The sequence below is a fragment of the Corynebacterium lubricantis DSM 45231 genome (assembly GCF_000379425.1).
GTDB lineage: Bacteria > Actinomycetota > Actinomycetes > Mycobacteriales > Mycobacteriaceae > Corynebacterium > Corynebacterium lubricantis.
Genome location: NZ_KB902193.1, coordinates 51,707 through 76,735, shown reverse-complemented (window position 1 = coordinate 76,735; position 25,029 = coordinate 51,707). Strand labels below are relative to the sequence as shown.

Sequence of the window (25,029 nt, the reverse complement as noted above, 5' to 3'; positions counted from 1 at the left end):
CGCACTAATTAATAGGGAGAATTTCCATGCACCACCGCATTGTCTTCGTCAAGAAAATCGCTACTACCAGCTACGAAAAGTTCCATCTGGACTGGCAAATGGTCCACGCCCCCTTGCTTATGGGCACCGTTAACCTCAAGGGTTACGTGCAGAATCGCCCCGTAGCGGCGCAGTGGGGCCGCGGGCTCTACGACGGCATCGCTGAGCTGTACTACGATTCGGCCGCGCTCGAGCAGGAGGCTTTCGATTCGCACCAGTCGAAGATTATCCGCGAGCACGAGCACTCCTTCATGGTGGAGGAAGAGACGTTTTCAGCGCTTGTCGACGAGCAGGTGGAACTTGAGGGACGCCAAACAGCGAATCGAGTCTTCATCTTCGACGGCGACGAAAAGCGCATCCCCGAAGGTCTGGCTGTACGAGTCAGCCGCCTCCACCTCGATGACGCAGAAACTCACACTGGAGCACGAAGCATCCTGTCAGTCTGGACGGCTTCTGAGCCCGATGCATTCAAGGTCAAGGATGCGCTCGGCGGGGAATCTGAGAACATCGAATCTCTTGTAGTCACCCCAACCCCAATTGTGACTCCACCGATTGCGCCATACATCGCATAAAACAAGCGCATAAAACAGGCGCTTACCAATAAAGGAGAAATCATGAATCTACACCACCGCATTGCCTTTCTGATCCCGAAGGAAGACACCTTCCCTACCGACAGTCCTGAGGCCATGGATAAGTTCCATGAGCACTGGAATAACGCGCACGGCGAGTACGTCATGCCGGTCACCGACGTGGTCGGCTACGTGCAGAACCGCCCCGTGGACAACCAGTGGCACTGGGACCAGTTCCACGGCATTGCCGAGTTGTTCTTTGCTTCCCCCGAAGGCGAGGAGGCTGCATGGGCACACGAAGCCTGGCGGGAGAAGCTGGCACCGGACGAGGAGTACATGTTCGATGTCGAGAACGGATTCTCGGCCATCGTGGACAACGTCGAAGAGCTTCGCGCAGGCGATGTCACCCGTACCCGCGTCCTCTCCCTCGGAGGCAGCGTGGAGAATCTGCCGGTCTACCCGCGCATCGGCGCCACCCACCGCATCACGTTATCTGACACGGTGCCCGTCGAAGGCGGGTCCAACGAGCTGATTTCCGTGTTCACCCGCGGCCGCGATGAGGCAGAAAAGGTCGCCGGGGTGCTCGGTGGGCGCACCGTCATTGTCGACACCATTCAGATGATTCGGCCAGAGGGATGGCCAAACGTTTAAGCTGCGTGTTAAGCGCGCAGCCGCTCGTCGTAAAGCGGGTTTTGTCAAAGCCTTGAAACCCACCGCTCAACGGGGGAAACTAAGGGTATGACTAAGGAGAACCTGACCATCCCTGTCCCCGAGGGCCTCGCCGAGCAGGCGGCACTACTGGGCTCCCCTACCAGCGCGCTCAGCGACGATGAGGCGCGCACTTTCGTCCATGCCGAACTGGACAAGCTCGATTTTGATGGCAAAAAGGTTGTCATTGTCATTCCGGATGGCACTCGTTCCGGCCCGCACGGGCTGATGATCCAGTCGGCGTATGACGCGATTGCGGATCGGGCTGCGTCAATCACGATCCTCATTGCGCTGGGTACGCATGCGGCGATGGAGGAACCGGCGATTGAAAAGCTGCTGGGTGTGGACTCCGGCGAGATCACTACCCGCTTCCCCAAGGCCCAGGTAGTCAACCACGATTGGCAGAACCCAGAGGCGATCGTTTCCTTGGGTACTGTTCCTGCCGAGGAAATCGAGCGTTTGACGCACGGTCTGCTCACCGATCGTGCGATGGACGTGCAGATTAACAAGCTTGTCGCGGAAGCCGACGTGAACTTGGTGGTTGGCCCGATCTTCCCGCACGAGGTTGTGGGCATGTCCGGCGGAAATAAATACTTCTTCCCTGGCTGCTCTGTGCACGATGTGATTGATATTTCGCACTGGGTCGGCGCCCTGATTACTGCTTCCGACATCATTGGCACGCTCGGCATTACCCCGGTGCGCCAGCTGGTGAACACCGCCTCAGAGATGATTGAGGGCGAACGCCTTGCCGTGACCTACGTGGCCACCACCGCGCCGGATGACACGGTCACTCTCAATGCCGTTGCCGTGGGCACCACCGAATCCGCGTGGGCTGCAAACGCCGAGATCGCCCATCAGACGCACATCAAGTGGCTGGATGAACCGTATAAGCGCATCGTGTCCAAGGTTCCCACCATGTACGAAGATCTGTGGACCGGCGCGAAGGGTGTGTACAAGATGGAGCCGGTGTGCGCCGACGGCGGCGAGATCATCGTCTACGCCCCGCACATCACCGAGATTTCCGAGATGCACCCCGGCATCGGCGAGATCGGCTACCACTGCATTGACTACTTCATCAAGCAGTGGGACAAGTTCAAGGACCACCCGTGGGGCGAGATCGCGCACTCCACGCACGTTCGTGGCCTGGGCGAATACAACGCCGAGACCGGCGAGGAAACCCTGCGCACCACGATCACCCTGGCATCGCGAGTACCCCGCGAGGTCTGCGAGGCCTACAACCTCAACTACGCGGACCCCGACACCCTGGACTGGGACGAGTTTGAGCAGGACCCAGACACTTTGGTGGTCGAGCACGCCGGCGAGATCCTGCACCGCCTGAAGTCGCAAAAGCAGTAATCGACACCTAGAACTGTGATTTCCTGGGACCTGAGATGAAAGAACTTTCATCGAAATCCCAGGATTGACAGGTCTGTCACAGGTTGTGGTGCGCGTGCTATCACTCTGATTTCTTAGATTGACAATATGCAGAAGAAATCATTGATCGCTCTCGCCCTGTCCGCCACTACCGCCCTCGCGCTGGCCGCATGCTCCGAGAACACAGGTGACACTGCGGCAACAGACCCCACTTCCGAGGCAACGACCGTCACCACCACCGCAGCCGAAACCGAAACCGAAACTGCCGAGCCAGCTCCAGAATCTGGCGACGACCCAGTCTTCAACGCGATTGATGCCGTCCTCGCCGAGCACGCAGACGGCGTCCTTGTTGACGTCGACCGCGAGGATTCCACCCAGCTCTTCGACATCGACGTTGTCGTTGGCAATGAAGTCATCGAGCTAGAGGTCGACGCATCCACCGGCGACATCCGCGAGGATGAGCGCGAGGGCGACGACGATGACATTCAGAAGGCCCAGGCCGCAACCGTCACGGCCGCCGACGCCATCCGCGAAGCCCTTGCCAGCCACCCAGACGGTGTCCTCGACGAGGCCGAACTCGACGAAGACGATGGCCAGCTGCACTGGGAGATCGAGCTCGACGATGCGCAGCGCAATGATCTCGCCGAGCTCACCATCCCCGCGAATTAACGCTTTTTCGCTTGACGACGACTGCCACCGCCCCAATTTTGGACGGTGGCAGTAGTGCTTGCTGTTCGTTCTAAATTTAGACGGAGAACGTGGAAACGTTTGCGTCGTCGTCAGACGAGGTACCCACGTACACGGTGAACTCACCGGACGGCACGACGAAATCGTGCGCCTTCACGTCCCACACACCCAGCGGGTGGTGGGTAGCAGCCGCGTCGATGTCCAGCTCCACCGTGGTGGACTGGCCTGGCTCCACGTTTACCTTCGCGAAGCCCACGAGGCGCTTCGGAGGCTGACCCTCGGAAGGAACACCCAGGTACACCTGGACAACCTCGGAGCCTGCGACATCACCAGTGTTGGTCAGAGTTGCCGTCACCTTCACACCTTCGGCCGAGCCTAGTACCGAAATATTCGACAACTCGAAGTCGGTGTAGGACAGTCCGTGACCGAAAGCGAAGGCCGGGGTGACGTTGTTCGCGTCGAACCAGCGATACCCCATCTCGAGGCCCTCGGAGTAGGTGATCGTGTTGTATCCCTCGCCAAGGTTGACGCCTGGGTAGCGTTCCTCGTGGCCTTCTCCGATCCAGTCCTGCTCCGCTTCTGGGTAGGTGGTGGGCACCTTGCCCGAAGGGTTGACGGTGCCGAAGACCAGGTCGCCGACTACGTGGCCATCTTCTGCACCCTGGTTCCAGACTTCTAGAACGGTCGCTGCATCCTTGAGCCACGGCATCACCATCGGTGCCGAGGACTTCAGCACCACAACGGTCTTGTCGTTGGCCTTGAGTAGCTCAGCAACCATGTCGTTTTGGTTATGTGGCATGAGCATTGACTCGGAGTCGACGCCTTCAGTGGCGATCAGACCGGCCATGACCAATACCACGTCTGCATCCTTGGCTGCCGCGACCGCGCCTTCCAGGTTGGAGAGGTCGCGCTCGACGATGAACGAGGACAACTCGCTGCTTCCGCCGAGATCTGCAATAACGTCCTTGAGGCCCGGCTCTGGGTCGACGGTGTAGAGGGGGTCAACCTTGGAGGATCCACCGCCGCCTTGGCAGGCGAACTCGGCGAACTTCGACTGTCCGACGATTAGAATCTTGCCCGCATCCTTGCTCAGTGGCAGAAGCTTCTCGTCGTTCTTGAGCAGGACTGCCATGTCTGCGCCGATCTTGCGTGAGACGGCACCGTGCGCCTGAGCGTCGATTTCCTTTGGATCATAGACCGAATCGAAGTGACCGAAGCGGAACATCTGGGTGTAGCGGCGCACGAGCGCGCGGTCAACGACCTCAATTTCTAGCGACGTGTCCTCGATCGCGGACTTAATGTTGTCCTCGTTAAACCACTTTGCGTCCGGCATTTCGTGGTCAAGGCCAGCGTTGATCGAAGGGGCGGCGGAGCGTGCGGACCAGAAGTCAGACTGGACGTAACCTTCGAAGCCCCAGTCCTTGCGCAGCACGTCATTGAGCAGGTAGCGGTTCTCTGTGGCATAGGTGCCTCGCACACGGTTGTACGCACTCATGATCGCCGCGACGTCACCATCTTTGACCAGCATTTCGAATGGGAGTAGGTAAAGCTCGCGCAATACGTTCTCGTCGAGCTCGACGTTTGTGCGGAAGCGCTCGTACTCCTGATCGTTGACCACGAAGTGCTTGCCCATGGCGATGACGTCATGGTTCTGAATCGCCTTGGTAACTTCCACGCCCATCACGCCAGAAAGGTAAGGGTCCTCGGAGAAGTACTCGAAGTTACGGCCTGCGGTCACAGTGCGGTGCAGACAGACACCTGGGCCTTCAAGTACGTGCTGACCGAGATCAGAAGTTTCCTGGCCGATGATGTTGCCATATTCATAGGCAAGTTCAGGATCAAAAGACGCCGCCACACCAATGGTCATAGGTAGCGCAGTTGCTGGTGGCGATGGGTGGCCGTCGCCCATGCCGACACCAACAGGGCCGTTAGTGATGCGGAAGCGTGGAATGCCCAACTCTTCCAACTCTGGGACGTGGCGCTCGATCTGGATCTGCGCCATGAGCTGTGCCATCTCTTCTTCGTCGTCAACGTCGCCCATGGAGTTGGACACTCCGTAGATGTTGATCGTCTCCATACCGCCGTGGAGCTGAGCAATTTTTTGCTCGATAGTCATGTTCTCAACGAGCTTTTCAGCACGTTCCTTATTTGAAAGTGATTCGTCCATCCATGGACGTTCTGCCGTGGTCATAGCCAAGGTGTCCTTTGCGATTGAGGCAAGTGGGGTTCGTTGTTATTCAGTTAGGAAAGTCTGTGTAGCTACCTCCAGTCCTATCAAAATCTGAAAGGCTGCGTCGCTAAATACTTAGGTGGGCACAAAGATTCACAGGTGCCTGTACGCCACCCGCCCCCTATCGCTTTTGGGCATGTCAGGCCTAAGGTAATAGGTATGTCTTTAACCCAGCCTGATCCAGTGGCCCAGGCGCTGATCAACAAAGTAATTCCTCACTTCCCGCGGCATGGTCGCGTGGGCATTGCTTACTCCGGTGGTGTCGATTCCGCCACACTGCTCGCCATCGCCCACTACGCGCTCGGCGCCGAGCGCACGCTTGGCATCACTGCCATCTCTCATTCCTTCGCAGCACGCGAACGCGCCATGGCCCGAGATACTGCTAACCAGATCGGGGCTCGCGTCATCGAGGTGGAAACCCACGAGGATGAGATCGAGGGCTACATCGCCAACGATGTCGACCGATGTTATTTCTGTAAGGACGAGATGTTTGAGGTGATCGACCAGTCGGTCGTCGACAAGCATGATCTTGTTGCTGTTGCCTACGGCGAGAATGCCGATGACGCTGTGCGCGTGGATCGTCCCGGCGCGCGTGCCGCAACTGAGCACAATGTGCTGCGTCCGCTGGCTGCCGCGGGATTGACGAAGGCCGAGGTGCGCCAGATCGCTGCGGCTTTCGGGCTAAAAGTGGCAGATAAGCCTGCGGCCCCGTGTTTGGCGTCGCGAGTTCCGCACGGGCTGCAAGTCAATCCTGAGAAGTTGGCGCAGATTGAAGCTCTTGAACTGACGTTGTACGAGCTTGGGTTTTCGGATTCGCGTGTGCGCCACCACGATTCGATCGCGCGCATCGAGCTGCCGCAGGATGAAATGGTGCGTGCGATGGAACCAGAGATTGCCGATAAGATTAGGGAATCCGCCCGTGCCGCGGGATTTACTTTTGCCACGGTGGACTTGAAGGGGATTCAGTCGGGCGCGATGACCTTGGCTGCATTAAATAAGAAGGGGAAGCTCAATTATGTCGGAGCAGACACGCAAAGTAGGTGACTAGTTCAGCCCCTGAGCAAGCTTCTGAGTTACGAAAGTGTTTAGTGAAACACCTTCCCGTTCAGCAGAAATAGCCAGGTCGCGGTGCAATGATTTTGGAAGCCTCACGTTGAACCTTCCTGAGAATTCCCGCTGCCCCAACGGAGACGGAACTTTCTCATTGTTCGCAATCATGTCACGCACGACCTCCTCAACGAGACTTTGCGCACCAGAGATCGCATCTTGCTTATCTTCTGCAAGCCAAGAAAGCGATGGAAACTCAAGAATAGTAGCTATAAATTCTTGGTCATTTTCCGACCATCGAACCTCGTAGGTGTATTTATCCGCGTTCGTTGTGTCCATTACTACTCACTTTCCTCGGTTGTCGACTGAATTTTCTCGATCGCCTGTAAGACTTGCCGAACTTGGTACGGTTTCGCTTTGCCGTTCCTTCCCTCCTGAATGTTGACACGCGGATCTCCCACCCAAGGCGTCTTATACGTCCGGTGCGACGTACCTTTCTTTTTCGAACTGGCGGATGGACGCCGTTCAAAAAAGTGATCACAAACTTTCTCTAAATCTTGATAACGGACGTTATGTTCGGATGATTGAAGTTGCTGCAGGATTTTCTCAATCCTCGCCATAACCAGATAGTACTATATATGGTACCATCTGCGCAATGGTCGATCGCGATCGCTAAAACCCACAGGCGTCCGCTAACGTTGGGGTATCGCACCTTTATAAATCGCGCGATGACCTTGGCTGCATTAAATAAGAAGGGGAAGCTCAATTATGTCGGAGCAGACACGCAAAGTAGGTGACTTCGCCCGGCTCGACGTCGACCGAGTGAAGCGACGCGGCTACCCTGAAGCCATCTATTGCGAAGGCAAGACACTCGAGCAAATCCAAGGCATCGCCGAAGCTATCGACAATTCACACACGACACTCTTCACCAGGCTGAGTGATGATCACGCCAAAGTGGTTCTCAAGGTTCTGCCCGATGCGTTTTATGATCCGCTCGCTCGCCTGATTGCCTATCCCGCCGAGACACCAGAACCCACCGGTGTCTCGGTTTTGGTGGTCTGCGCCGGAACTTCCGATCTGCCCGTAGCCCGTGAGGCGATGCATACCGCCAACTACCTGGGGCGCGAGGTTGATTTGCTTGCGGACGTTGGAGTTGCGGGTATCCACCGACTCCTCGAGCATGAGGACACCTTGCACGAAGCCGGCGTAATTATTGTGGTTGCAGGAATGGACGGAGCACTTCCGAGCGTGGTCGGCGGGCTGGTGTCTGCACCAGTCGTCGCAGTGCCCACCTCCGTGGGCTACGGTGCCGGCGCGGGCGGTATCGCGCCACTATTAACTATGTTGAATTCCTGCGCCCCAGGTGTCGGGGTGGTCAATATCGACAACGGCTACGGGGCAGGTCACCTCGCAGCTCAAATTGCTGCGCGCTAGCTAGCGTTCTGGCTAGCTGCGGGTCAGTACCGCGTGAGGAGGGGTCAGCGTGTCGTCGCTAAGCGCCTCCGCGGGATCGTTGCCGATCTGCACGATGCGGTTATCCGCATCCACATGCACGATGCTTGGCTCGAAGGCGCGCGCCTGCTCAGTAGTCATCTGGGCATAGGTAATCAGGATGACGGTATCGCCGATGTCGATGAGGTGGGCTGCGGCACCGTTGATGCCCAGCACTCCGGAGCCTCGCTCACCTGCAATCGTGTAGGTCTCCAGGCGGGCGCCGTTGGTCACATCCACGATGGCGACGAGCTCGCCCGGCAGAATATCGGCAGCATCAAGGAGGTCTTGGTCGACTGTCACGGAGCCGACGTAGTGCAGGTCAGCATGAGTGACCGTGGCACGGTGGATCTTGGACTTAAACATGGTGCGAGTAATGGAGGAGCCAGTGCCCATAGCGTGAGGGGTCCTTCCCGATCTGGCTGAATAAGAGCTGGAAAGATTTTAGCCTGAACGGCACGCATTGCGGTAGTCCTTGAGGAGGAGAAATGCCCCCTCAGCGGCTAAACATGAATTGTCACTTCTCGCCGTAGAGCTCCTCTAGCAGCTTCAAACCCCGCTTTGCCCAACGAATTTCCGCCTCAGCTTGATCAACGCGGCCCTCGTAGGCGAAACGTTTGAAGGCAATCGTCGCTTCTCTGTCGCTGTCTTGCACCTTTTCAAGTCTGCGTGTCAGGTTTGGACTAGTACCCGAGTCGATCCTGTTTATTTCCGCTTCCGCCCTTAAACGCTGATCCTCAAAATGCGCAATATGATCGCGGAGATTCGCTTCGGCAGATTGCGGATTTCCCATCTCCATATACGCAGCTTTCAGCCGAGCAGGATCTCGATCGGGCGTGTAGCCCATTGGTTCCTGCTGCCATTTACGAATTTCCTCCATCCCAAGATCGGTAATGGAGTACTCCGTTTTGGTCACGCCTTTTGTTCCCCATGGGATTTCCTGGGTATCCAAGAGCCCCTCTGACTCAAGCTTGCGCAGTTCTGGGTAGATCTGCGAGTTGGACGCATGCCAAAGAAATCCCACTGAGGAGGCGAATCTTTTTGCTACGTCATAGCCGGTCATCGGGCCGGACGAAAGCAGTGCTAGCAATGCGTTTCTTAGGGTCACGCCCTTCTTTGTACCCTGTTTCGCTCGGCCCGCCAAGTTTCAAACCGGGGAGCGAGCCGGTCACCAGCCCCGATAAGACGCGTCGATTCTTTCCCACACAAATATTGCGTTCCATCACAACCTCCCTTATAGTGTGACTCACCGCACCAACTATCTAAGCATTTAGATAGTTTTAGAGATAAGGAGCACCATGACTGCTGCAACCGAAAACGCGACAACAACCGCCAAGATTCTGCCCCACCCACTCAATGGTTGGTACGTGGCTGCTTGGGCCTATGAAGTCACCTCCAAAGAGATCATTTCTCGCACAATCGCGAACAAACCCCTCGCCCTGTATCGGACCCAAGACGGTCAAGCTGTTGCGCTCGCTGATGCTTGCTGGCATCGACTGGCTCCACTGTCCAAGGGAAAGTTAGTGGGGCGCGACGGGATTCAGTGCCCTTACCACGGACTCCAGTACAATTCCGCCGGTCGTTGCATGTCCATGCCTGCCCAAGAAACGCTTAATCCATCCGCCGCTGTCCCCTCGTACCCAGTCATTGAACAGCATCGCTACATCTGGGTCTGGCTTGGCGATCCATCACTAGCAGACCCCACCCTGGTGCCGGATATGCACCAGATGGACCACCCGGAGTGGACCGGCGATGGAAAAACCATCGCTGCTGCCTGCAATTACCAATTGGTGCTAGACAATTTGATGGATCTCACCCACGAGGAATTTGTTCACTCTTCCACCATTGGGCAAGATGAGCTTTCTGAGTCGGAGTTCGAGGTAACCCACACCGATGACTCCGTCACCGTCACGCGATGGATGCGCGATATTGCCCCGCCACCGTTTTGGCAAAAGAATATGAACGACAAGTTCCCTGGCTTTGAAGGAAATGTCGACCGCTGGCAGATCATTCATTACTACTACCCGTCTACCATCTGCATTGATGTCGGTGTTGCAAAGGCTGGAACCGGCGCACCAGAAGGCGACCGCAGCCAAGGCGTGAATGGCTACGTAATGAACACGATCTCTCCAGAATCCGACCGTTCATCGCACTACTTCTGGTCTTTCCAACGAAACTATCGCCTAGACAGTCAGGTCATCACGACACAACTTCGCGAAGGAGTGCACGGGGTCTTCGGTGAAGACGAAGACATGCTCACTGCACAACAAGAAGCAATTGATGCAAACCCAGACCACAAGTTCTACAGCCTCAACATCGATGCAGGCGGTATGTGGGTCCGTCGCATCCTTGAGAAGGCACTTGCCGACGAGGGTCGCCTCGACATCCCTACGACGAAAGCACCTGGGAAGGCCTAAATCATGTCCACCGATCAAAAATGGCAATCTGCCACGGTGGTCTCCAGCACCGAGATCGCCGAGCGCATTCGTCGCATCACCCTGCGGCTAGAGCAACCGCACACTGTGCGTCCAGGCACGCATCTGAAGGTACAAGTAAATATCAACGGACATTGGACGACCCGTTCGTACTCCATCGTGGATTCCTCAGACGACAATCACGAACTGTCTCTTAGTGTCTTCCACACTCCGCATTCTCGCGGTGGCTCCACCTTTATGCACACCTTAAAGGCCGGCGATGAGCTGCGGGCATCTAGCCCCATGCAAGATTTCCCTCTTCGTATCGGAGCTCCAGAATACGTTCTGGTTGCAGGAGGAATTGGGATTACTGCAATCCGTTCGATGGCAGCCTTGTTGCGTCGCTTAGGCGCCAATTACACCATTCATTACGCCGCCCGCTCTCCCGAAGCTATGGCCTACCGCGCAGAGCTCGAGGCAGAACATGGCGACCGCCTCCATACCTACTTCGATTCGCAAGGAAAAAGGATCGACATCCCTGCGCTGATTGAATCGGTGTCTCCTGGCACAGAGTTATATATGTGCGGTCCGATTCGCCTGATGGATGCAATTCGACGTGCGTGGAACCAGGCGGAGCTCGACCCAACCAATCTTCGCTTTGAGACATTCGGAAACAGCGGGTGGTTCAAGCCAGAACAATTCTCCGTCGCCATTCCCAGCCTGGGGGTCTCCACCGAAGTCGGCCAAAATGAATCAATTCTTGAAGCTCTAGAAAAGCTCGGAGTGGAAATGATGTCCGACTGCCGTCGAGGCGAGTGTGGCTTGTGCCAAGTCAAAATCTTGAACACCTCCGGACAAGTCGACCATCGAGACGTATTCTTCTCCGATCGACAAAAGAAGAACTCTGAAAAACTCTGCGCTTGCGTATCGCGCATAGCCTCCTCAGAAAACGCCAGCTCGTCTGCTCAAATTTCCATCGATGTCCCATAAAGGTAAATCCATGAATCTTCGAAAAGCTATCGATACCACTCCGATGAGTGGTTACCAGTGGTACATCGTTGCGCTTGCCACATTCCTCAATGCTCTTGATGGATATGACGTTCTTGCCCTCGCGTTCACTGCAAACTCTGTCTCCGAGGAATTTTCACTCAACGGAAGCCAACTTGGATTCCTCCTCAGCGCGGGCTTAATTGGTATGGCACTCGGTTCGTTACTCCTCGGACCATTTGCCGATAAATTTGGTCGACGAAATATCCTGATCGTCTCCCTCGTGATCAACTTGGCTGGACTGGTACTGTCTGCCACGGCCAACTCGTCAATTGAGCTCGGACTCTGGAGAGTTCTGACCGGAATTGGAATTGGTGGCATTCTGGCGACGGTTACCGTTCTCACCAGTGAGTACTCCAATAACAAGAATCGCGGCATGGCCGTAAGTATTTACACTGCCGGATATGGTCTTGGCGCAACGTTCGGAGGAATGATTGCAGCTCAGTTGATCCCGGCGTTCGGTTGGCGGTCTGTTTTCCTTGTCGGAGCAGCTGCGACCGCACTTGCACTTGTTCTGGTTGTTGTCAGCCTGCCGGAGTCGGTAGATTTCCTCCGCGTCAAGCGTCCAGCGAATGCAGAAGAAAAAGCAGCGGCCATCGCTCGTCGCATCGGAAAAGATGGCACGACTGGCCTTGGTCCGGTTCAAGAGGGCAATGCTGAACAAGGAAAGCTGTCGGACCTGCTATCCGGCCAGTTTAAGTCGACGACCCTAAAGCTTTGGGCAGCGTTCTTCTTCATCATGTTTGGTTTCTACTTTGCGAACTCGTGGACGCCAAAACTTCTGGTGGAGTCCGGAATGTCAGAAAACCAGGGAATCATCGGTGGACTCGCACTCACATTTGGCGGCGCCTTCGGCTCTCTCATCTACGGGCTGGTTACTCTCCGCTTCGATGCTCGTCGCACTCTTATGGTCTTCACTCTTCTCTCCGCGGTGACGTTAGTTCTCTTCATCACTACGACTTCTATTCCGGCTCTCGCGTTTAGTAGTGGCGTCATCGTTGGAATGCTCATCAACGGTTGTGTCGCAGGCCTGTACACAGTAACTCCAGCGTCCTATCCTTCCGCACTACGGACTTCGGGAGTTGGCTTCGGCATCGGTATTGGCCGATTCGGCGCAATCTTTGCTCCGATTGTTGTCGGCGCGCTTCTCGACGCAGGCTGGACCCCCGTCTACCTCTACACCGGCGTTGCCGCAGTGGTTATCTTAGCTGCCGTCGCCCTCATCGGGATCAAGCCTTTCCAGGGCACAACAGCAACTACCGAAGAGGAATCGGCACAAGAGGCCGATTCAACCAAAGTAGTAGCTTCTTAAATCAACGTTAATCTCAGCGGGCATGACCGGTCCGCTGAGATTTTCCTTTGTCATCGGAACTTTCCTTGGGATCAACGTATCGACTTAGCGCTGCGCAACCTCGCCCGCACTCGGATGGAGGCTTCGTATTCTGTGGGGCCATGGGACTCCCGAAGCTAATCTTTCGTAGCCAAGGCATCATGTATGGCGTCCTCGACCGTCGGGTGCGAGTATCCAAAACCGGTCTCACGAAGGACCGTGGGCAGCGCGACAACCTCCGCCAGCAACGAATCAGCAGCGTCTCGCCCAATGACCAAGCGCAATGCCCATGCGGGAACAGGCAAAAAGTATGGACGCCTCAGTTGACGCGCAAGCTCTTGCCCAATCTGATTGGCGCTAGCCGGTGCAGGCCCGGACAGATTTACTGGGCCTTCAATGTCGTGGTTGATGATGTAGCGGATGGCACGGACCTCGTCATCAAGCGAAATCCATGACCACAGCTGCCGACCGCCTCCCAGCGGACCGCTCACCCCCAGGCGAGTCAGTGGAATCAACGGCTTCAGAGTCGCCTGCGGATGCAGCAGAGGAGCCGTCCGGAACACAGCAACCTTCGCGCGTTCACCCGCCGAGAGCGCTTCTTTTTCCCAGGCAACGCACAGTTGTGCCAAAAATGTAGTCCCGGGCGCGCTGGTCTCGTCAAGCTGCTCGCCCGGTCTGGCACCGTAAAATCCCACTGCCGAAGCCGAAACAAATTTCGGTACCGAACCCACCTTCTCGCGGAGTGCCGTCGCGAGCGTTCTTGTGGGATTAATTCTGGAACTCCGCAAGAGTGCCCGATACTTGGATGTCCATGGCAGGTGACCGATGCTGGCGCCGTTGAGATTGATGACAACGTCTACTCCCTCAAGTACCTGGGGGTCGAGCGGTTTCCTATCGGGGTCCCAATTTACTTCGCTCTCTGATTGTGGCTGTCGCCGAACCAACCGACTGACATCCACACCATCCGACTGAAACGAGCGCGTCAAGGCCGAACCGATCAGACCTGAGGAACCTGAAATGAGCACTTTCTTCGGTTGCATCGATTCTCCTGCTTTCTTCTCCACTGAAAAGTTGAGGTTCAGCAATTACGGGACGCTACTACCCCTTTGTACACAAAAGTACTTTGGCGCGTTCGAATTGCCTGGTGAAATCAGGCTTAGTACTGCGCCGTCGCGTGCAGCGGTCGCGTCGACCACGCCATGCAAAAGACCGCGAAGCAGATAAATCCGGCGGCGACAATCGTGCCCAGGATTGAGCCCAAGGGTAGACCGACAAGGAAATGAATCGCCGTGTCCATCGTTCCCGCATAGCGTGGCAGCGCACTAATCGCGGACCACGCCACCAGAGCACCGATCAGCGTCAGTGAGAGTCCCAGCATTCCGTAGCCGATCATCCCCAGGGCTACTACCCAGCGCGGAACCTTGCCCAGCATCTCGTCGACAAAGATCCGCCCCAAACCTCGGCCGACCTGTCCGATTCCGATCGAAATGGCAACGCATCCGATGACCAGGACGATCCAACGCCCCGCCGTCGATTCCAACAGACGCGCCAGGACTCCTCCGACGTTGCTCTCACCGAACGGCCCCTGGATATTTAGCCCCATGAACAGGGCCAATACAGCCACGCTGGAGTAAATGAGGGCCCTGCCCGCAGACGCTATACGACGATTGAACCTTCGGATCCCGCCCAGGTGTGTGTAGCCCAACAGGCATTCAATCAGTTGCCAGACAGCAATCACGAACAGCCCCGTCGCTGCCACAATGAGGATTAAGTTGCCAAAGGGTAGGTTCTCTACTTCCGAGAGCACGCTGACAAACGACGCGTCATGGTAACCGTCGTTAATATTCCACGCGATCTGCAAGACGAGCACACCCAGCAAGCCGTAGACGAGACCAAAAACAATGAGGCCGACGCGCACAAAAAGGCGGTAGAACTTATTGTTCTGCACCTTCGTACCAAACGCGGCAACATAACTCATCGGGGTCTTCTACTCTCTTCATGCTCGGATCGGCCTGTGGGCCACCGGTCATGCTACCCCGTCACGATTATTTAGTGGTGCTATCTATTTAGGTTTATCCAAGCGCATGACACGTGCGAGGACTTCCTTCGTGGATACGCCAAGCTGATGGGCCGCGTCGCGCACGTCCTCGAACTCCGGCTGGCGGGTGAGTTCCTCCCCGGCGCGGGTACCAACTTTGACGCGAACCTGTTGGCCATCGACGTTGAAGGTCTCGTGGTGGCGATCGAGTCCTTCTCGGTCCACTGGCCACGAGCGCACCCCGAAGGTGGTGGTGGAGCGGAACAGGACCTGCTTCATTGCCTCGACATCCGCTGGCCCGGCCAGGACGTGGATGGTGTGAGCAGGCCTGCCCTTCTTCATCTGAATGTTACTCAGCCAGGCATCCTTCGCGCCCGCATCGATAAGATCTGCGATGACGTCGGGCCAGTTGCGGGGATCGAAGTCATCGACATTCGCCTCGAGCTGGACGAGTTGGCCAGTATCTGGATTGGCCGAGGATTGCTGCGCCTCGTCGACGATGAAGAGGCGCACCACGTTCGGGCGGCCCGGAGTCTCCTTGGATCCTGCACCAATACCAATCTTGGACACTGTTCCTTCGGGAAGAGGACCCGCCTGCTTGGCGAAGTGCCGGATCAGGGCGACTCCGGTCGGGGTCGCCAGCTCGCCGGGACCCTTCGGGGCATGGTCGTGGTCATGGTGGTGGTGATGGTGGTCGTGTGAATGCTCATGGTCGTGCGAGTGCCCGCCACCTTGCATGATGTGCCCAGGAGTCGTCGGCCAGCCCTTCACCAGCTCCGCCACTGCGGGTACTGGAACCGGGATATCGCCGTGCGCCGCGGTGATGCGCCCGAATCCGAGCGCGATCGGAGAGGCCGTCACCGCATCTGCTCCGAGCAGACGAATGCCTTCGGAGACTCCCACAATATCCGCGATGGAATCCAACGCGCCGACCTCATGGAAGTGGATCGTCTCGGGATCCACGCCGTGGGCATGGCCTTCCGCAATGGCGATGAGTTCGAAAACGGCCAACGCGGAGGCGCGGGTGTCGTCGTGAAGCGAGGAGGCGTGCAGCATTTCCTTGATGGTGGTCCAGGTCCTATGCGGTGGATCTGTGTGCAGCATCTCGACGTCGACCTTCGTCGCGCGCTGTCCGCCGCGGGTAACCTGCGTGGCGGTGAGGCGGACGGAATCCGCGACGACCGCATCGATGGCGCCCTGCAGCGCGGACAGTTCTACTCCCGTATCCACGAGCGCGCCGAGGAGCATATCGCCGGCGACCCCGGCCGTGGCATCAATCCAAATCATGAAGCCAAGCCTAGTAGGAACTACACTCGGGCCCATCGAATTTTTACGCACTCTCAAGAAACCGCCGGTGCTGCTCAGTGCCGTGGTGCTCATCGGTGCCATTTTTCGGACCATCATTGCAGCTCAGGGTTGGTTTTACTGGGACGATCTGATTCTGCAGTCAAAGGCTCGGGCTCCGCTCTCTGACCTCTTACTGCAAACACATGACGGCCACCTCATGCCGGCAGCCTGGATTATCGAGTGGTTCCTCGGCAACGTCGCACCGCTGAATTGGCCCGTTGCAGTCGCGGTGCTCGCCGTTTTACAGCTGTGGGCCGTGGGATCGGTCGCGTGGGCGAGCCGGGTCATCGCGGGCAAGCTCGCGCTGGCGCCCGTGCTGATTTATGTGGTCACTCCGCTGACGCTGCCGTCGACGACGTGGTTGGCCGCCGCGGTCAATGCGCTGCCCATGCACGCCGCGATCGCGATGATGCTGGGCTATGCCTGGCGCTCGCGCCCGTGGATGGCCGCGTTATGGCTGGTCATCGGTCTACTTTTTAATGAGCGGACGCTTTTCGCGGTGCCGCTCGTGGTGGGCATGATGGTGTGTTTCGCGCTCGCTTCACGACGATTACCTGCCTCCCTCCCTGCCCTCGGTCGCTTGACGGTGGCGCTGGCGATCCCCGCCGCAGCCTGGTCAACTTTGTACCTGTGGGTCGTGGAGCGCCCCGCTGGCGGCGAGCCACTGTCATTCTGGGAGCTCGTCCGCCATACCTATCTCGATGCCCTAGTGCCCGTGGCCGCCGGCGGCCCCTGGCACTGGGAGCGCTGGCAACCCTCCCCGCCCTGGGCAGCGCCGCAGTGGTACGCGATTGCCGCCGGGCTAATTGTGATAGCCGTGGTTGGCTGGTGGAGCCGTCGCTATCTTGTCGTGTGGGTGCCCACGCTTGTATATCCGCTGCTGCCTATAGTGGCGATCATCGTGGCGCGCTCGGGCTCCGATACGGCTTATGAAATCGTGCAATCGCTGCGCCACTTCTCCGAAGTAGCCGTGATTGTTAGCCTCACGCTGGCCTTCCTTGCCCGCTACCTGCGCATTCCGCGCATCCCCGTTGCGCTCTTCGTGGTCTCCTCGTTGGTCAGCAGCGTGACCTATTCCCAGGTCTGGTCCGAGCAACCCGCTCGCACCTACTTCGAAAACCTCCAAGCTGAAGTGCAGCTTCGCAACGAGCTACTGCTTGACCAGCAAGTCCCCTTGGAAGTACTTCTGCCTGTGACCTATCCACACAATCTTTTGTCGCACCAGCTTCCCGATGCGGTGGCCCCATCCACGACTGCCCCTGCACTGGTGGATGGCCAGGGTCATATCCACGAGGCTGGTCTGTTTACCTCACGCAGTACTGCCGCTGAGTCCGACGCTGCCTGCAGCACCGAATCTTATGAGCTCAATGGTCCCCTGCTGGACCTGAAATGGACCGTGTTGCTCAATTACATGGCCGAGGAGGACATGGATGTCGATGTTTCCCTCGACGGCGAATCTGTACGCGTTCCCCTGCGACAGGGGCTGAACCAGGTGTATGTCTCGGTGGCCGGTGGCGGATCGAGCTTGCATGTTTCCCCGGACGATGGCTCTGAGGCGCAGCTGTGCCTGGGAGCCAGCCACGTCGGAACTCTGGTGGCCCAATAGATTGCCACGTAGTCTGAAGCCATGAAGCTTGCGGCCTTTGACTTCGACGGCACCATTCTTTTCGACCAGGGAATTTCCCCCACCGACCTGCAAGCGATTCATCAGTGGCAAGCAGCCGGACACCTCGCCGTCGCCGCGACGGGAAAATCAAAATCGGCCGCCCAGGAAGCGCTGGCGGGCATTGACATCTCCTTCGACTACTCGGTTCTCTTCACCGGCGCGGTCGTGACCGATGCGCAGGGAACGGCGCTGCGTACCTCGACGATAGATGCTGCGGTGGTGCAGGAAATCGTCGTAAAGCTCTCTAGCGTTGAGGGAATTGCTGTCTATGGCACGCGCCTGAATGAGCGTGATTCTCGGTTCAGCGACACGATCGGCGACAAGCTGGAAACGAATATTCTGCGCGGTTTCGAAGAGATGTCGGTAGACGATATTGCTGGTCAGGAGTTTATCGGGGTGCCAATTTGGGTGCCCGGCAACCCTGGGTTGCAAGCTGAGATCCGCGATTGGATTGCCGCGACTTATCCCGTGGAATGCGTGTTAAATCAGACGTTCGTTGACGTGATCCCGCAGGGGTCGACGAAGGGTGCGGGTCTGGAATGGTTGGGCAACCATCTCGGAGTTTCGCGCGAGGACGTGGAGGTATTTACTTTTGGCGATTCCTGGAATGATATGTCGATGCACGAGATCGCCGATACATCTTTTGCTTTCCCGTGGTCGCCGGACGGAGTAAAAGCTGCGACTGATCATGTCGTGGAATCGACCGCGGACGGATTGCGCCTAGTAGCTGATTTGTAAAGGAGCCTGCACATGGACACTACCCACGAATATGACAACGGAAAGCTTTCGCTGACCGGTCTCGCCCACGCTCCCCAGCAGGTCGTGTGGGAGACGCTGACTTCGCCGAGTGCAATCGGCAAGTGGTGGGAACACCCCGCGCACTTTCCCAATGGCATGACCGCGGGCTCTGAAGGAACCTTTGAGTGGGTGGGTCACGGCTTCTTCCCTATTCGCATTATGCGCAATGATGCGCCGAACCATTTTGATTTCCTTTGGGGCGAATTGCACGCAACACACACCGACGAGAACGCCTCGCTGGTCCAGTTTTCGCTGCGCGATGTAGATGGCAACACCGAGATTTCGGTCAGCGAATCCGGTTTCGAGCGCCTCGACGAGGAGGCACGCAAGCAGACCATCGAGGAAAATACTCAAGGTTGGGAACAGGTCTTAAGCCAGCTCGCGGCGATGAGCGAGCTGGCCTAGTCGTTCCAGTCACCGGAACGACACTCGGTTAGTTGAGGCTCTTTTCCTACAATCAAATTTGTGCACACGATCACACAACCTATCTTCTGTGACTCCGTGTAATAAACAAACACTTTGATTGAGGAGCCTTCAACATGAGCGTTTCACTATTGGCCATGTCCCACAGCCCACTTCTGGGTATCAACGATCCGCAGCCAGAGATTAACGATGCTCTAAATGAAGCATTCGAGGCTGCAAAGAAGAAGGTCGCCGAGTTTGATCCCGAGTTGGTCATTGTCTTTACACCTGACCACTTCAACGGATTCTTCTACGATCTGATGCCTCCGTTCTGCGTGGGCTATTCCGCAGAGTCGATGGGCGATTACAAGACCACTGCAGGTCCACTTAACGTCCCTGAAGATCTTTCGGCTGAACTGGCACAGTTCGTCATCGATCGTGGCATCGATGTTGCTATCTCCCGCGAAATGGTACTCGACCACGGTGGCGCGCAGCCCTTGGAGCTCTTGCTCGGAAGCTTGGATGCCAAGCCCGTGATTCCGGTGTTTGTTAATGGTGTTGCACGACCATTCGTCCAGACCGAGCGCGTCCGCCTGCTCGGTGCGGCTATCGGTGAGTGGGCCAAGGGCCGCGACGAGCGCATCCTGATGATCTCGTCCGGCGGTCTCTCCCACGATCCACCACTGCCACAGTGGGCAACCGCAACCGCCCCGCAGAAGGATTTCATGCTGCACGGTCACCCAGACCAGGCAGACCGTGATGCACGTGAAGCTCGCGTCATTGCCGCTGGTCAGACCTCCACTGCGGATACCGGAATCATCGACATCAACCCTGAGTGGGATCAGCAGTTCATGGCCGATTGCGCAGCAGCTGCCAAGGACCCCAAGGTTTTTGATTCCTACAACGCCGATGACATGGACCGCGATGCGGGCCACTCCTCCCATGAAGTTCGTACCTGGATGGCTGGATTCTCCGCGCTGGCTGCCGCGAACGGCGAGTTCGAAGTGAACTACGAGTTCTACCGCCCAATTCCTGAATTCGTTGCAGGTTTCGGCCTGATGTCCGCGCAGTAATTAACTTAAGGAAAACCATGTCTGAAACCACTTCCACGACTCCAGAGCCAACGCTCGAGCAGGTTGCACAGGACTTCCTCGATGCCTACGAGTCTGGGAATCCAATCGCACCGCCGCGTACTGTCATCGCCGACCTCGATATTGCAGGTGCTTACCGCATCCAGCAGATCCAGGAAGAAGCCTTCGTTGCACAGGGCAGGAAGGTCGTCGGGCGCAAGATCGGCCTGACTTCCCTTGCGATGCAGCAGCAACTCGGGGTGGACAGCCCTGACTTCGGGTTCTTTACCGACGACCTCGTGTTCAAGTCGGGCGACTCGGTCAAGGTCGATCAATTCATCGCTCCGAAGGTCGAGCCGGAACTTGCGTTCATTCTCAAAGACGACCTTCCTGCGGATGCTTCCTTCGAGCAGACAGTCGCAGCGGTAGGAGAAATTCGACTCGCAGTCGAGATCATTGACTCACGTGTCGCCGACTGGGATATCACTCTTGTTGACACGGTGGCTGACAATGCATCGTGCGGTGCCATTGTCATCGGTGAAGAGAACCTCGCCATTAACTCCGAGGATCTTCCTAAGGTCACCGCGGAGATGAGCATTGCAGGCTCACCAGCCGGTGCAGGTACCGGTGCCGACGTAATGGGCCACCCACTCGCTCCACTGCAGTGGCTTGCTGGAGTCCTCGGCGAACAAGGTGTCCCGCTCAAGGCCGGTGACATTATCCTCACCGGTAGTTTTTGCGCGGCTGCCCCTGTTGTTGCAGGTCAAAACGTCTCCGTTGACTTCGGCAAGCACGGCACTCTCACGCTGGACTTTGTCTAAAACACTTTCATTCATTACACCCAAAACTTCTTTAGAACAGGACAGAACTCATGGCAAAAAAGCTGACGGCAGCGATTGTCGGTCCCGGCAACATCGGCACCGATCTCCTAATTAAGCTGCTCAACAACTCTCAGCACATCGAACCTATCTACATGGTCGGTGTCGACCCCACCTCTGACGGCCTCAAGCGCGCTGACAAGCTCGGATTGACCGCCTCCGCAGAAGGTGTTGATTGGCTGGTCAAGCAGGATCCAAAGCCAGACCTCGTCTTCGAAGCAACCTCGGCAGGCGCCCACGCTGCAAACGCACCGAAGTACCGCGAAGCAGGCATCCGCGCCATCGACCTCACCCCTGCTGCAGTCGGCCCTTACCTGTGCCCTTCAGTCAACCTGGACTCGCTGGCCACCGTTGACAACGTCAACATGATCACCTGCGGTGGTCAGGCCACCACCCCAATCGTCAATGCTGTCTCCAGCGTCGTCGATGTTGAATACGCCGAGGTCGTTTCTTCCATCGCGTCGAAGTCTGCAGGTCCTGGTACCCGCGCCAATATCGATGAGTTCATCGAAACCACCCAGAACGCCCTCAAGCAGCTCGGTGGTGCGAAGGACAGCAAGGTCGTCCTCGTCCTCAACCCAGTCGAGCCACCAATGCTCATGCGTAACACCGTCTACTGCTCCCTGCCAGCAGAAGCAGGCCAGCCAGGCGAACTCCAGGATGCTATCAAGGACGCTATTGCCAAGCGCGTCGAAGAAGTCCAGGCTTATGTTCCTGGTTACCACCTCACCGCTGAGCCACAATTCGACGAAGCACGCGACGACTGGAACGGCTGGGCGCGCGTGACCATCCTGATCCAGGTCCGCGGCGCCGCCGACTACCTGCCTGATTACGCCGGCAACCTCGACATCATCACCTCCGCCGCAGTAGCTACCGCCGACCGCTACGCCGAGCTCCTCGCCGTCAACGCTTAATCGTTTTATAAGGACACAACATGACTAAGATTCGCCTCAACGACTCCACCCTGCGCGACGGTTCACACGCCGTGCGCCACCAGTACACCACCGACCAGGTCCGCAAGGTCGTCCGCGCACTCGACGATGCCAACGTGGAAATGATCGAAGTCACCCACGGTGACGGACTCGGCGGCTCCACCTTCAACTACGGCTTCTCCAAGACCAATGAGCTCGACCTCATCGAGGCGGCCGTCGACGAAGCCAAGAACGCCAAGATTGCAGCTCTGCTCTTGCCGGGTGTCGGCACGGTCGAGGACCTCAAGGAAGCCAAGGAGCGCGGCATCTCCATCGTTCGTATTGCCACGCACTGCTCTGAAGCAGACGTCTCCATCCAGCACTTCCAGGCAGCACGCGAGATGGGCTTGGAAACCGGCGGATTCCTCATGCTTTCGCATCGCCTCGAGCCAGCAGAACTGGCCAAGCAAGCTCGCATCATGGTTGATGCTGGCTGCCAGTGCGTCTTTGTTGTTGACTCCTCCGGCCACCTCATCATGGAAGAGGCATCCGACCGCGTCAAGGCCGTCAAGGACGAAATCGGTGACGAAGCTGAGGTCGGTTTCCACGGCCACCAGAACCTGAGCTTCGGCGTTGCCAACTCCCTGCTTGCTGTGCGCGCAGGTGCGACCCAGATCGATGGCACGCTCTACGGCCTCGGCGCTGGTGCCGGCAATGCGCCGATCGAGGTCTTGGCTACCGCTTTCACCCGCCTCGGCATTGATATCGGTGACGTAGATGTCACCGGCCTGCAGAACGCTGCTGAAGACGTACTGCGCCCAATGGTTGACCGCCTCCCAATGATGGACCGTGGCTCCATCGTCCAAGGTCAAATGGGCGTGTACAACAGCTTCCTTTTCCACGCAGAGCGCGCTTCTGAGCGCTACGGAATCCCTACCCAGGACATCCTGCGTGAGGTAGGTAAGCGCGGCTACGTCGGCGGACAAGAAGACATGATCATCGACGTTGCAGTCGATCTCCAGCGCCAGGGCGCTGCAGTCAGCTAAGTCGAGCAAGAATCCCCGCACCAACACACTTGGTGCGGGGCTTTGCGCGTCTTAAGCACGCCCATCCGGATCTTGTTCTCTGGTCGCAGCCCGGTATGCCTTTGTGGCTGTCGCACAGATCTTCTTCAATACCGTGATGTGTTCCTCCGGCTTGAAAGTATCAGTTGGTCCTGACACCGACATTGCTGCCACAGGGATGGGTCCCCGCCCGAAGATGGGCGCTGCCACGCAACTTAGCCCTGTGGAAATTTCCTCACGGTCGTACGCAACGCCTTCTTCCCGCGCCTTGGCCAGCACCGCGCGGAACTCATCGGGGTCAGTGATTGTGTTGGACGTCCAACTCGACATGCCCTTGTGGATCGTGGCCTCGATCAGGTCTTTATCCCAGGCCATGATCGCTTTCCCGACTCCCGTGGCATACCCCGGCACACGCCCACCAATGCGTGAGGGCGTAGACACGCCTGAAACTGAAAACAGCTTGTTTGCATAGGACACGTCCGTACCAATCAAATACCCCAAATGGACGGTATTTCGGGTCCGTTCAAACAGCGCTGCCAAGAAGGGTGTCAAAATCTCAGAGACGAGCTCACCTTGCTTCGTCGTTTCTTCCCTGTTCAGCTCTGTAAAGAGCGCACCCAGCCGATAAACCTCACCGGCGCGCTGGACGGCCCCGTTTTTCACCAGAGTGTTCAGCAACCTGTGCGCGGTCGACTTTGATAGATCAGTGCGCCGAGCAAGTTCGCTCACACCCACGCCCGCTGCGTCTCCAGGTTTAAAAGCTCGAAGCAAGCTAAACGCTTTATCCACTGAACTTCGTGTATCTGGATTGGTCACGTCTCCACCTAATTTCCGTCGAGTTTTGTCTGCGAAACTACTATTCATTCTTTTCTTCCAGTTAACCCGTGCCATTGTATGGAACACAACCCCACCACAAATGTGAGGTTCAGTACCGTGGAGTAATGACCAACACAACCATTCCTGATTACAAGACCGACGACTTCTTTGGCCTCGAAGACAAGTGGCTCGAGACCGCCCCAGGCGAGATCACCCACTACCACGAGCTTGGTGAAGGCGCACCCATCCTCTTCTTACACGGCTCCGGAACTGGTGTCACCGCGGCTGCAAACTGGTGGCTGAACCTTCCAGAGCTCGCCGAGGTTGGTCGCTGCATCGCCATCGACTCCATCGGCTATGGGCAGAGTGTTGTTGCCGAGGGCACCGAGTACGGCATCCGTGAGTGGGTAAACCATGCTGTCCGCGTCCTCGACGCATTGGGGATTGAAAAAACCTGGATCGTTGGCAACTCACTGGGTGGCTGGCTCGCCTTCCAGTTCGCCATCGATTACCCGGAACGTCTCCATGGCATCGTCTCCATGGGTACCGGTGGCGCGAAACTAACCGGCGCGCTGAAGAGTCACTCCAACCCACAGCTGACTGAAGAAGGCATCCGGGAGACGCTGGAAATGTTCGTTGTCGACAAGACACTCATCACCGATGAGCTGGTTTCCTTGCGCTACCAGTCGGCGCTCAACGACACCGCGTCTGATCGCTTGAAGGACGTTGTGGCGGCGCGCGATCGTGACCGTGACGCCCTCCCGCTTGATTTTGATGTGCTGGCAAAGCTGGATGTCCCGGTACTGCTGATCCACGGTGTACAAGACGTTGTTATTCCGGTCCAGCGCACCTGGGACCTGCTGAACACTATCCCAACGGCTGATGCGCACATCTTCAACCAGTGTGGCCACTGGTCGCAGGTAGAGAAGTCTTCCGAGTTCAACACCGTTATCAAGCAATGGCTGTCTACGCGCGTCTAATCCCGCGACCCCGACCCCTGTAGTGGACCCGCCGGTAACGGCTGGTCCACTTTTTGATGCCCTGTGCATGCTGTTCCACCCCGTGGCACGAAACCAAAAGAGTCCTTGGACTACCGCTAAATT

26 protein-coding genes are annotated in these 25,029 nt (G+C 57.2%); 17 read left to right on the top strand and 9 right to left on the bottom strand.

Going from position 1 to position 25,029, the window contains the following annotated elements; translation table 11 throughout:
- Positions 1-26 precede the first annotated feature (26 nt).
- The 4 genes from A37O_RS0106280 (at position 27) to A37O_RS0106265 (ending at position 3,359) form a co-directional block, all read left to right on the top strand.
- Positions 27-611 carry an EthD family reductase gene (locus A37O_RS0106280; protein WP_018296653.1) on the top strand — a complete coding sequence of 195 codons (585 nt, stop codon included), beginning with the start codon at positions 27-29 and terminating at the stop codon, positions 609-611.
- Between the two features lie 42 nt (positions 612-653).
- Positions 654-1,259: an EthD domain-containing protein gene (locus tag A37O_RS0106275; protein WP_018296652.1), complete on the top strand. Its 606-nt coding sequence runs from the start codon at positions 654-656 to the stop codon at positions 1,257-1,259.
- Positions 1,260-1,346: 87 nt separating this feature from the next.
- A complete protein-coding gene (locus A37O_RS0106270; protein WP_018296651.1) occupies positions 1,347-2,672 on the top strand; it encodes a lactate racemase domain-containing protein in 1,326 nt (441 codons plus the stop codon).
- 126 nt (positions 2,673-2,798) lie between these two features.
- Positions 2,799-3,359, top strand: a complete 561-nt coding sequence (locus A37O_RS0106265; RefSeq protein WP_018296650.1) for a PepSY domain-containing protein — start codon at positions 2,799-2,801, stop codon at positions 3,357-3,359.
- A 76-nt stretch (positions 3,360-3,435) separates the two neighbouring features.
- On the opposite strand, the gene A37O_RS0106260 is transcribed toward A37O_RS0106265, so the two are convergent.
- Positions 3,436-5,568, bottom strand: coding sequence for a beta-glucosidase family protein (locus A37O_RS0106260; RefSeq protein ID WP_018296649.1), 2,133 nt, complete (start codon positions 5,566-5,568; stop codon positions 3,436-3,438).
- Between the two features lie 198 nt (positions 5,569-5,766).
- Between A37O_RS0106260 and larE the strand changes: the two genes are divergently transcribed.
- Positions 5,767-6,651, top strand: coding sequence for an ATP-dependent sacrificial sulfur transferase LarE (larE, locus tag A37O_RS0106255; protein ID WP_018296648.1), 885 nt, complete (start codon positions 5,767-5,769; stop codon positions 6,649-6,651).
- Here the strand turns inward: larE and A37O_RS0106250 are convergent, their stop codons facing one another.
- Positions 6,652-6,993, bottom strand: a complete 342-nt coding sequence (locus A37O_RS0106250) for a type II toxin-antitoxin system HicB family antitoxin (protein ID WP_018296647.1) — start codon at positions 6,991-6,993, stop codon at positions 6,652-6,654.
- Positions 6,994-6,995: 2 nt separating this feature from the next.
- A complete protein-coding gene (locus A37O_RS16650) occupies positions 6,996-7,274 on the bottom strand; it encodes a hypothetical protein (RefSeq protein WP_018296646.1) in 279 nt (92 codons plus the stop codon).
- 148 nt (positions 7,275-7,422) lie between these two features.
- On the opposite strand from A37O_RS16650, the gene larB reads away from it, so the two are divergent.
- On the top strand, positions 7,423-8,088 hold the full coding sequence (gene larB, locus A37O_RS0106240; RefSeq protein ID WP_018296645.1) for a nickel pincer cofactor biosynthesis protein LarB: 666 nt from the start codon (positions 7,423-7,425) through the stop codon (positions 8,086-8,088).
- A gap of 12 nt (positions 8,089-8,100) precedes the next feature.
- On the opposite strand, the gene panD is transcribed toward larB, so the two are convergent.
- Positions 8,101-8,523: an aspartate 1-decarboxylase gene (gene panD / locus A37O_RS0106235; RefSeq protein WP_026196188.1), complete on the bottom strand. Its 423-nt coding sequence runs from the start codon at positions 8,521-8,523 to the stop codon at positions 8,101-8,103.
- A gap of 139 nt (positions 8,524-8,662) precedes the next feature.
- Positions 8,663-9,253, bottom strand: a complete 591-nt coding sequence (locus A37O_RS0106230) for a PadR family transcriptional regulator (RefSeq protein ID WP_026196187.1) — start codon at positions 9,251-9,253, stop codon at positions 8,663-8,665.
- A 190-nt stretch (positions 9,254-9,443) separates the two neighbouring features.
- On the opposite strand from A37O_RS0106230, the gene A37O_RS0106225 reads away from it, so the two are divergent.
- Genes A37O_RS0106225 through A37O_RS14835 form a run of 3 tightly spaced genes read left to right on the top strand, consistent with a single transcriptional unit; the run spans position 9,444 to position 12,918 of the window.
- Positions 9,444-10,562 carry an aromatic ring-hydroxylating dioxygenase subunit alpha gene (locus tag A37O_RS0106225; RefSeq protein WP_018296642.1) on the top strand — a complete coding sequence of 373 codons (1,119 nt, stop codon included), beginning with the start codon at positions 9,444-9,446 and terminating at the stop codon, positions 10,560-10,562.
- Between the two features lie 3 nt (positions 10,563-10,565).
- A complete protein-coding gene (locus A37O_RS0106220; protein WP_018296641.1) occupies positions 10,566-11,549 on the top strand; it encodes a PDR/VanB family oxidoreductase in 984 nt (327 codons plus the stop codon).
- Positions 11,550-11,559: 10 nt separating this feature from the next.
- A complete protein-coding gene (locus A37O_RS14835) occupies positions 11,560-12,918 on the top strand; it encodes an MFS transporter (protein WP_018296640.1) in 1,359 nt (452 codons plus the stop codon).
- A 155-nt stretch (positions 12,919-13,073) separates the two neighbouring features.
- Here the strand turns inward: A37O_RS14835 and A37O_RS0106210 are convergent, their stop codons facing one another.
- From A37O_RS0106210 to larC, 3 genes are all read right to left on the bottom strand, one after another.
- Complete coding sequence (locus A37O_RS0106210; RefSeq protein WP_018296639.1) at positions 13,074-13,976, bottom strand: TIGR01777 family oxidoreductase; 903 nt, start codon at positions 13,974-13,976, stop codon at positions 13,074-13,076.
- A gap of 116 nt (positions 13,977-14,092) precedes the next feature.
- On the bottom strand, positions 14,093-14,914 hold the full coding sequence (locus A37O_RS0106205) for a DUF1206 domain-containing protein (protein ID WP_018296638.1): 822 nt from the start codon (positions 14,912-14,914) through the stop codon (positions 14,093-14,095).
- Between the two features lie 84 nt (positions 14,915-14,998).
- Positions 14,999-16,261: a nickel pincer cofactor biosynthesis protein LarC gene (gene larC / locus A37O_RS0106200; RefSeq protein WP_018296637.1), complete on the bottom strand. Its 1,263-nt coding sequence runs from the start codon at positions 16,259-16,261 to the stop codon at positions 14,999-15,001.
- On the opposite strand from larC, the gene A37O_RS0106195 reads away from it, so the two are divergent.
- The 7 genes from A37O_RS0106195 (at position 16,260) to dmpG (ending at position 23,092) form a co-directional block, all read left to right on the top strand.
- On the top strand, positions 16,260-17,927 hold the full coding sequence (locus tag A37O_RS0106195; protein ID WP_156802518.1) for a hypothetical protein: 1,668 nt from the start codon (positions 16,260-16,262) through the stop codon (positions 17,925-17,927). The genes larC and A37O_RS0106195 overlap by 2 nt on opposite strands.
- A gap of 21 nt (positions 17,928-17,948) precedes the next feature.
- Complete coding sequence (locus tag A37O_RS0106190) at positions 17,949-18,725, top strand: HAD family hydrolase (protein ID WP_018296635.1); 777 nt, start codon at positions 17,949-17,951, stop codon at positions 18,723-18,725.
- A 12-nt stretch (positions 18,726-18,737) separates the two neighbouring features.
- Entirely contained in the window at positions 18,738-19,190 is a 453-nt protein-coding gene (locus A37O_RS15855; RefSeq protein ID WP_018296634.1) for an SRPBCC domain-containing protein, read from the top strand.
- Positions 19,191-19,324: 134 nt separating this feature from the next.
- Positions 19,325-20,260, top strand: coding sequence for a 3-carboxyethylcatechol 2,3-dioxygenase (locus A37O_RS0106180; RefSeq protein ID WP_026196186.1), 936 nt, complete (start codon positions 19,325-19,327; stop codon positions 20,258-20,260).
- 17 nt (positions 20,261-20,277) lie between these two features.
- The gene (locus A37O_RS0106175; protein ID WP_018296632.1) at positions 20,278-21,078 is read left to right on the top strand and encodes a 2-keto-4-pentenoate hydratase; all 801 of its coding nucleotides are present in this window, start codon (positions 20,278-20,280) and stop codon (positions 21,076-21,078) included.
- 50 nt (positions 21,079-21,128) lie between these two features.
- Positions 21,129-22,049, top strand: a complete 921-nt coding sequence (locus A37O_RS0106170; RefSeq protein WP_018296631.1) for an acetaldehyde dehydrogenase (acetylating) — start codon at positions 21,129-21,131, stop codon at positions 22,047-22,049.
- 20 nt (positions 22,050-22,069) lie between these two features.
- Entirely contained in the window at positions 22,070-23,092 is a 1,023-nt protein-coding gene (gene dmpG, locus A37O_RS0106165; RefSeq protein WP_018296630.1) for a 4-hydroxy-2-oxovalerate aldolase, read from the top strand.
- 51 nt (positions 23,093-23,143) lie between these two features.
- On the opposite strand, the gene A37O_RS0106160 is transcribed toward dmpG, so the two are convergent.
- Positions 23,144-23,926 (bottom strand): IclR family transcriptional regulator, encoded by a 783-nt coding sequence (locus A37O_RS0106160; protein WP_026196185.1) that lies wholly within the window; start codon positions 23,924-23,926, stop codon positions 23,144-23,146.
- A 125-nt stretch (positions 23,927-24,051) separates the two neighbouring features.
- Here A37O_RS0106160 and A37O_RS0106155 point away from each other — a divergent pair, with 125 nt between their 5' ends.
- Complete coding sequence (locus A37O_RS0106155; RefSeq protein WP_018296628.1) at positions 24,052-24,906, top strand: alpha/beta fold hydrolase; 855 nt, start codon at positions 24,052-24,054, stop codon at positions 24,904-24,906.
- The last annotated feature ends 123 nt before the right edge of the window (positions 24,907-25,029 follow it).

Coding starts and splice junctions, on each gene's coding strand:
- A37O_RS0106280 (WP_018296653.1), top strand. CDS start 27: ATGCACCACCGCATTGTCTTCGTCAAGAAAATCGCTACTACCAGCTAC.
- A37O_RS0106275 (WP_018296652.1), top strand. CDS start 654: ATGAATCTACACCACCGCATTGCCTTTCTGATCCCGAAGGAAGACACC.
- A37O_RS0106270 (WP_018296651.1), top strand. CDS start 1,347: ATGACTAAGGAGAACCTGACCATCCCTGTCCCCGAGGGCCTCGCCGAG.
- A37O_RS0106265 (WP_018296650.1), top strand. CDS start 2,799: ATGCAGAAGAAATCATTGATCGCTCTCGCCCTGTCCGCCACTACCGCC.
- A37O_RS0106260 (WP_018296649.1), bottom strand. CDS start 5,568: ATGACCACGGCAGAACGTCCATGGATGGACGAATCACTTTCAAATAAG.
- larE (WP_018296648.1), top strand. CDS start 5,767: ATGTCTTTAACCCAGCCTGATCCAGTGGCCCAGGCGCTGATCAACAAA.
- A37O_RS0106250 (WP_018296647.1), bottom strand. CDS start 6,993: ATGGACACAACGAACGCGGATAAATACACCTACGAGGTTCGATGGTCG.
- A37O_RS16650 (WP_018296646.1), bottom strand. CDS start 7,274: ATGGCGAGGATTGAGAAAATCCTGCAGCAACTTCAATCATCCGAACAT.
- larB (WP_018296645.1), top strand. CDS start 7,423: ATGTCGGAGCAGACACGCAAAGTAGGTGACTTCGCCCGGCTCGACGTC.
- A37O_RS0106225 (WP_018296642.1), top strand. CDS start 9,444: ATGACTGCTGCAACCGAAAACGCGACAACAACCGCCAAGATTCTGCCC.
- A37O_RS0106220 (WP_018296641.1), top strand. CDS start 10,566: ATGTCCACCGATCAAAAATGGCAATCTGCCACGGTGGTCTCCAGCACC.
- A37O_RS14835 (WP_018296640.1), top strand. CDS start 11,560: ATGAATCTTCGAAAAGCTATCGATACCACTCCGATGAGTGGTTACCAG.
- A37O_RS0106210 (WP_018296639.1), bottom strand. CDS start 13,976: ATGCAACCGAAGAAAGTGCTCATTTCAGGTTCCTCAGGTCTGATCGGT.
- A37O_RS0106205 (WP_018296638.1), bottom strand. CDS start 14,914: ATGAGTTATGTTGCCGCGTTTGGTACGAAGGTGCAGAACAATAAGTTC.
- A37O_RS0106195 (WP_156802518.1), top strand. CDS start 16,260: ATGAAGCCAAGCCTAGTAGGAACTACACTCGGGCCCATCGAATTTTTA.
- larC (WP_018296637.1), bottom strand. CDS start 16,261: ATGATTTGGATTGATGCCACGGCCGGGGTCGCCGGCGATATGCTCCTC.
- A37O_RS0106190 (WP_018296635.1), top strand. CDS start 17,949: ATGAAGCTTGCGGCCTTTGACTTCGACGGCACCATTCTTTTCGACCAG.
- A37O_RS15855 (WP_018296634.1), top strand. CDS start 18,738: ATGGACACTACCCACGAATATGACAACGGAAAGCTTTCGCTGACCGGT.
- A37O_RS0106180 (WP_026196186.1), top strand. CDS start 19,325: ATGAGCGTTTCACTATTGGCCATGTCCCACAGCCCACTTCTGGGTATC.
- A37O_RS0106175 (WP_018296632.1), top strand. CDS start 20,278: ATGTCTGAAACCACTTCCACGACTCCAGAGCCAACGCTCGAGCAGGTT.
- A37O_RS0106170 (WP_018296631.1), top strand. CDS start 21,129: ATGGCAAAAAAGCTGACGGCAGCGATTGTCGGTCCCGGCAACATCGGC.
- dmpG (WP_018296630.1), top strand. CDS start 22,070: ATGACTAAGATTCGCCTCAACGACTCCACCCTGCGCGACGGTTCACAC.
- A37O_RS0106155 (WP_018296628.1), top strand. CDS start 24,052: ATGACCAACACAACCATTCCTGATTACAAGACCGACGACTTCTTTGGC.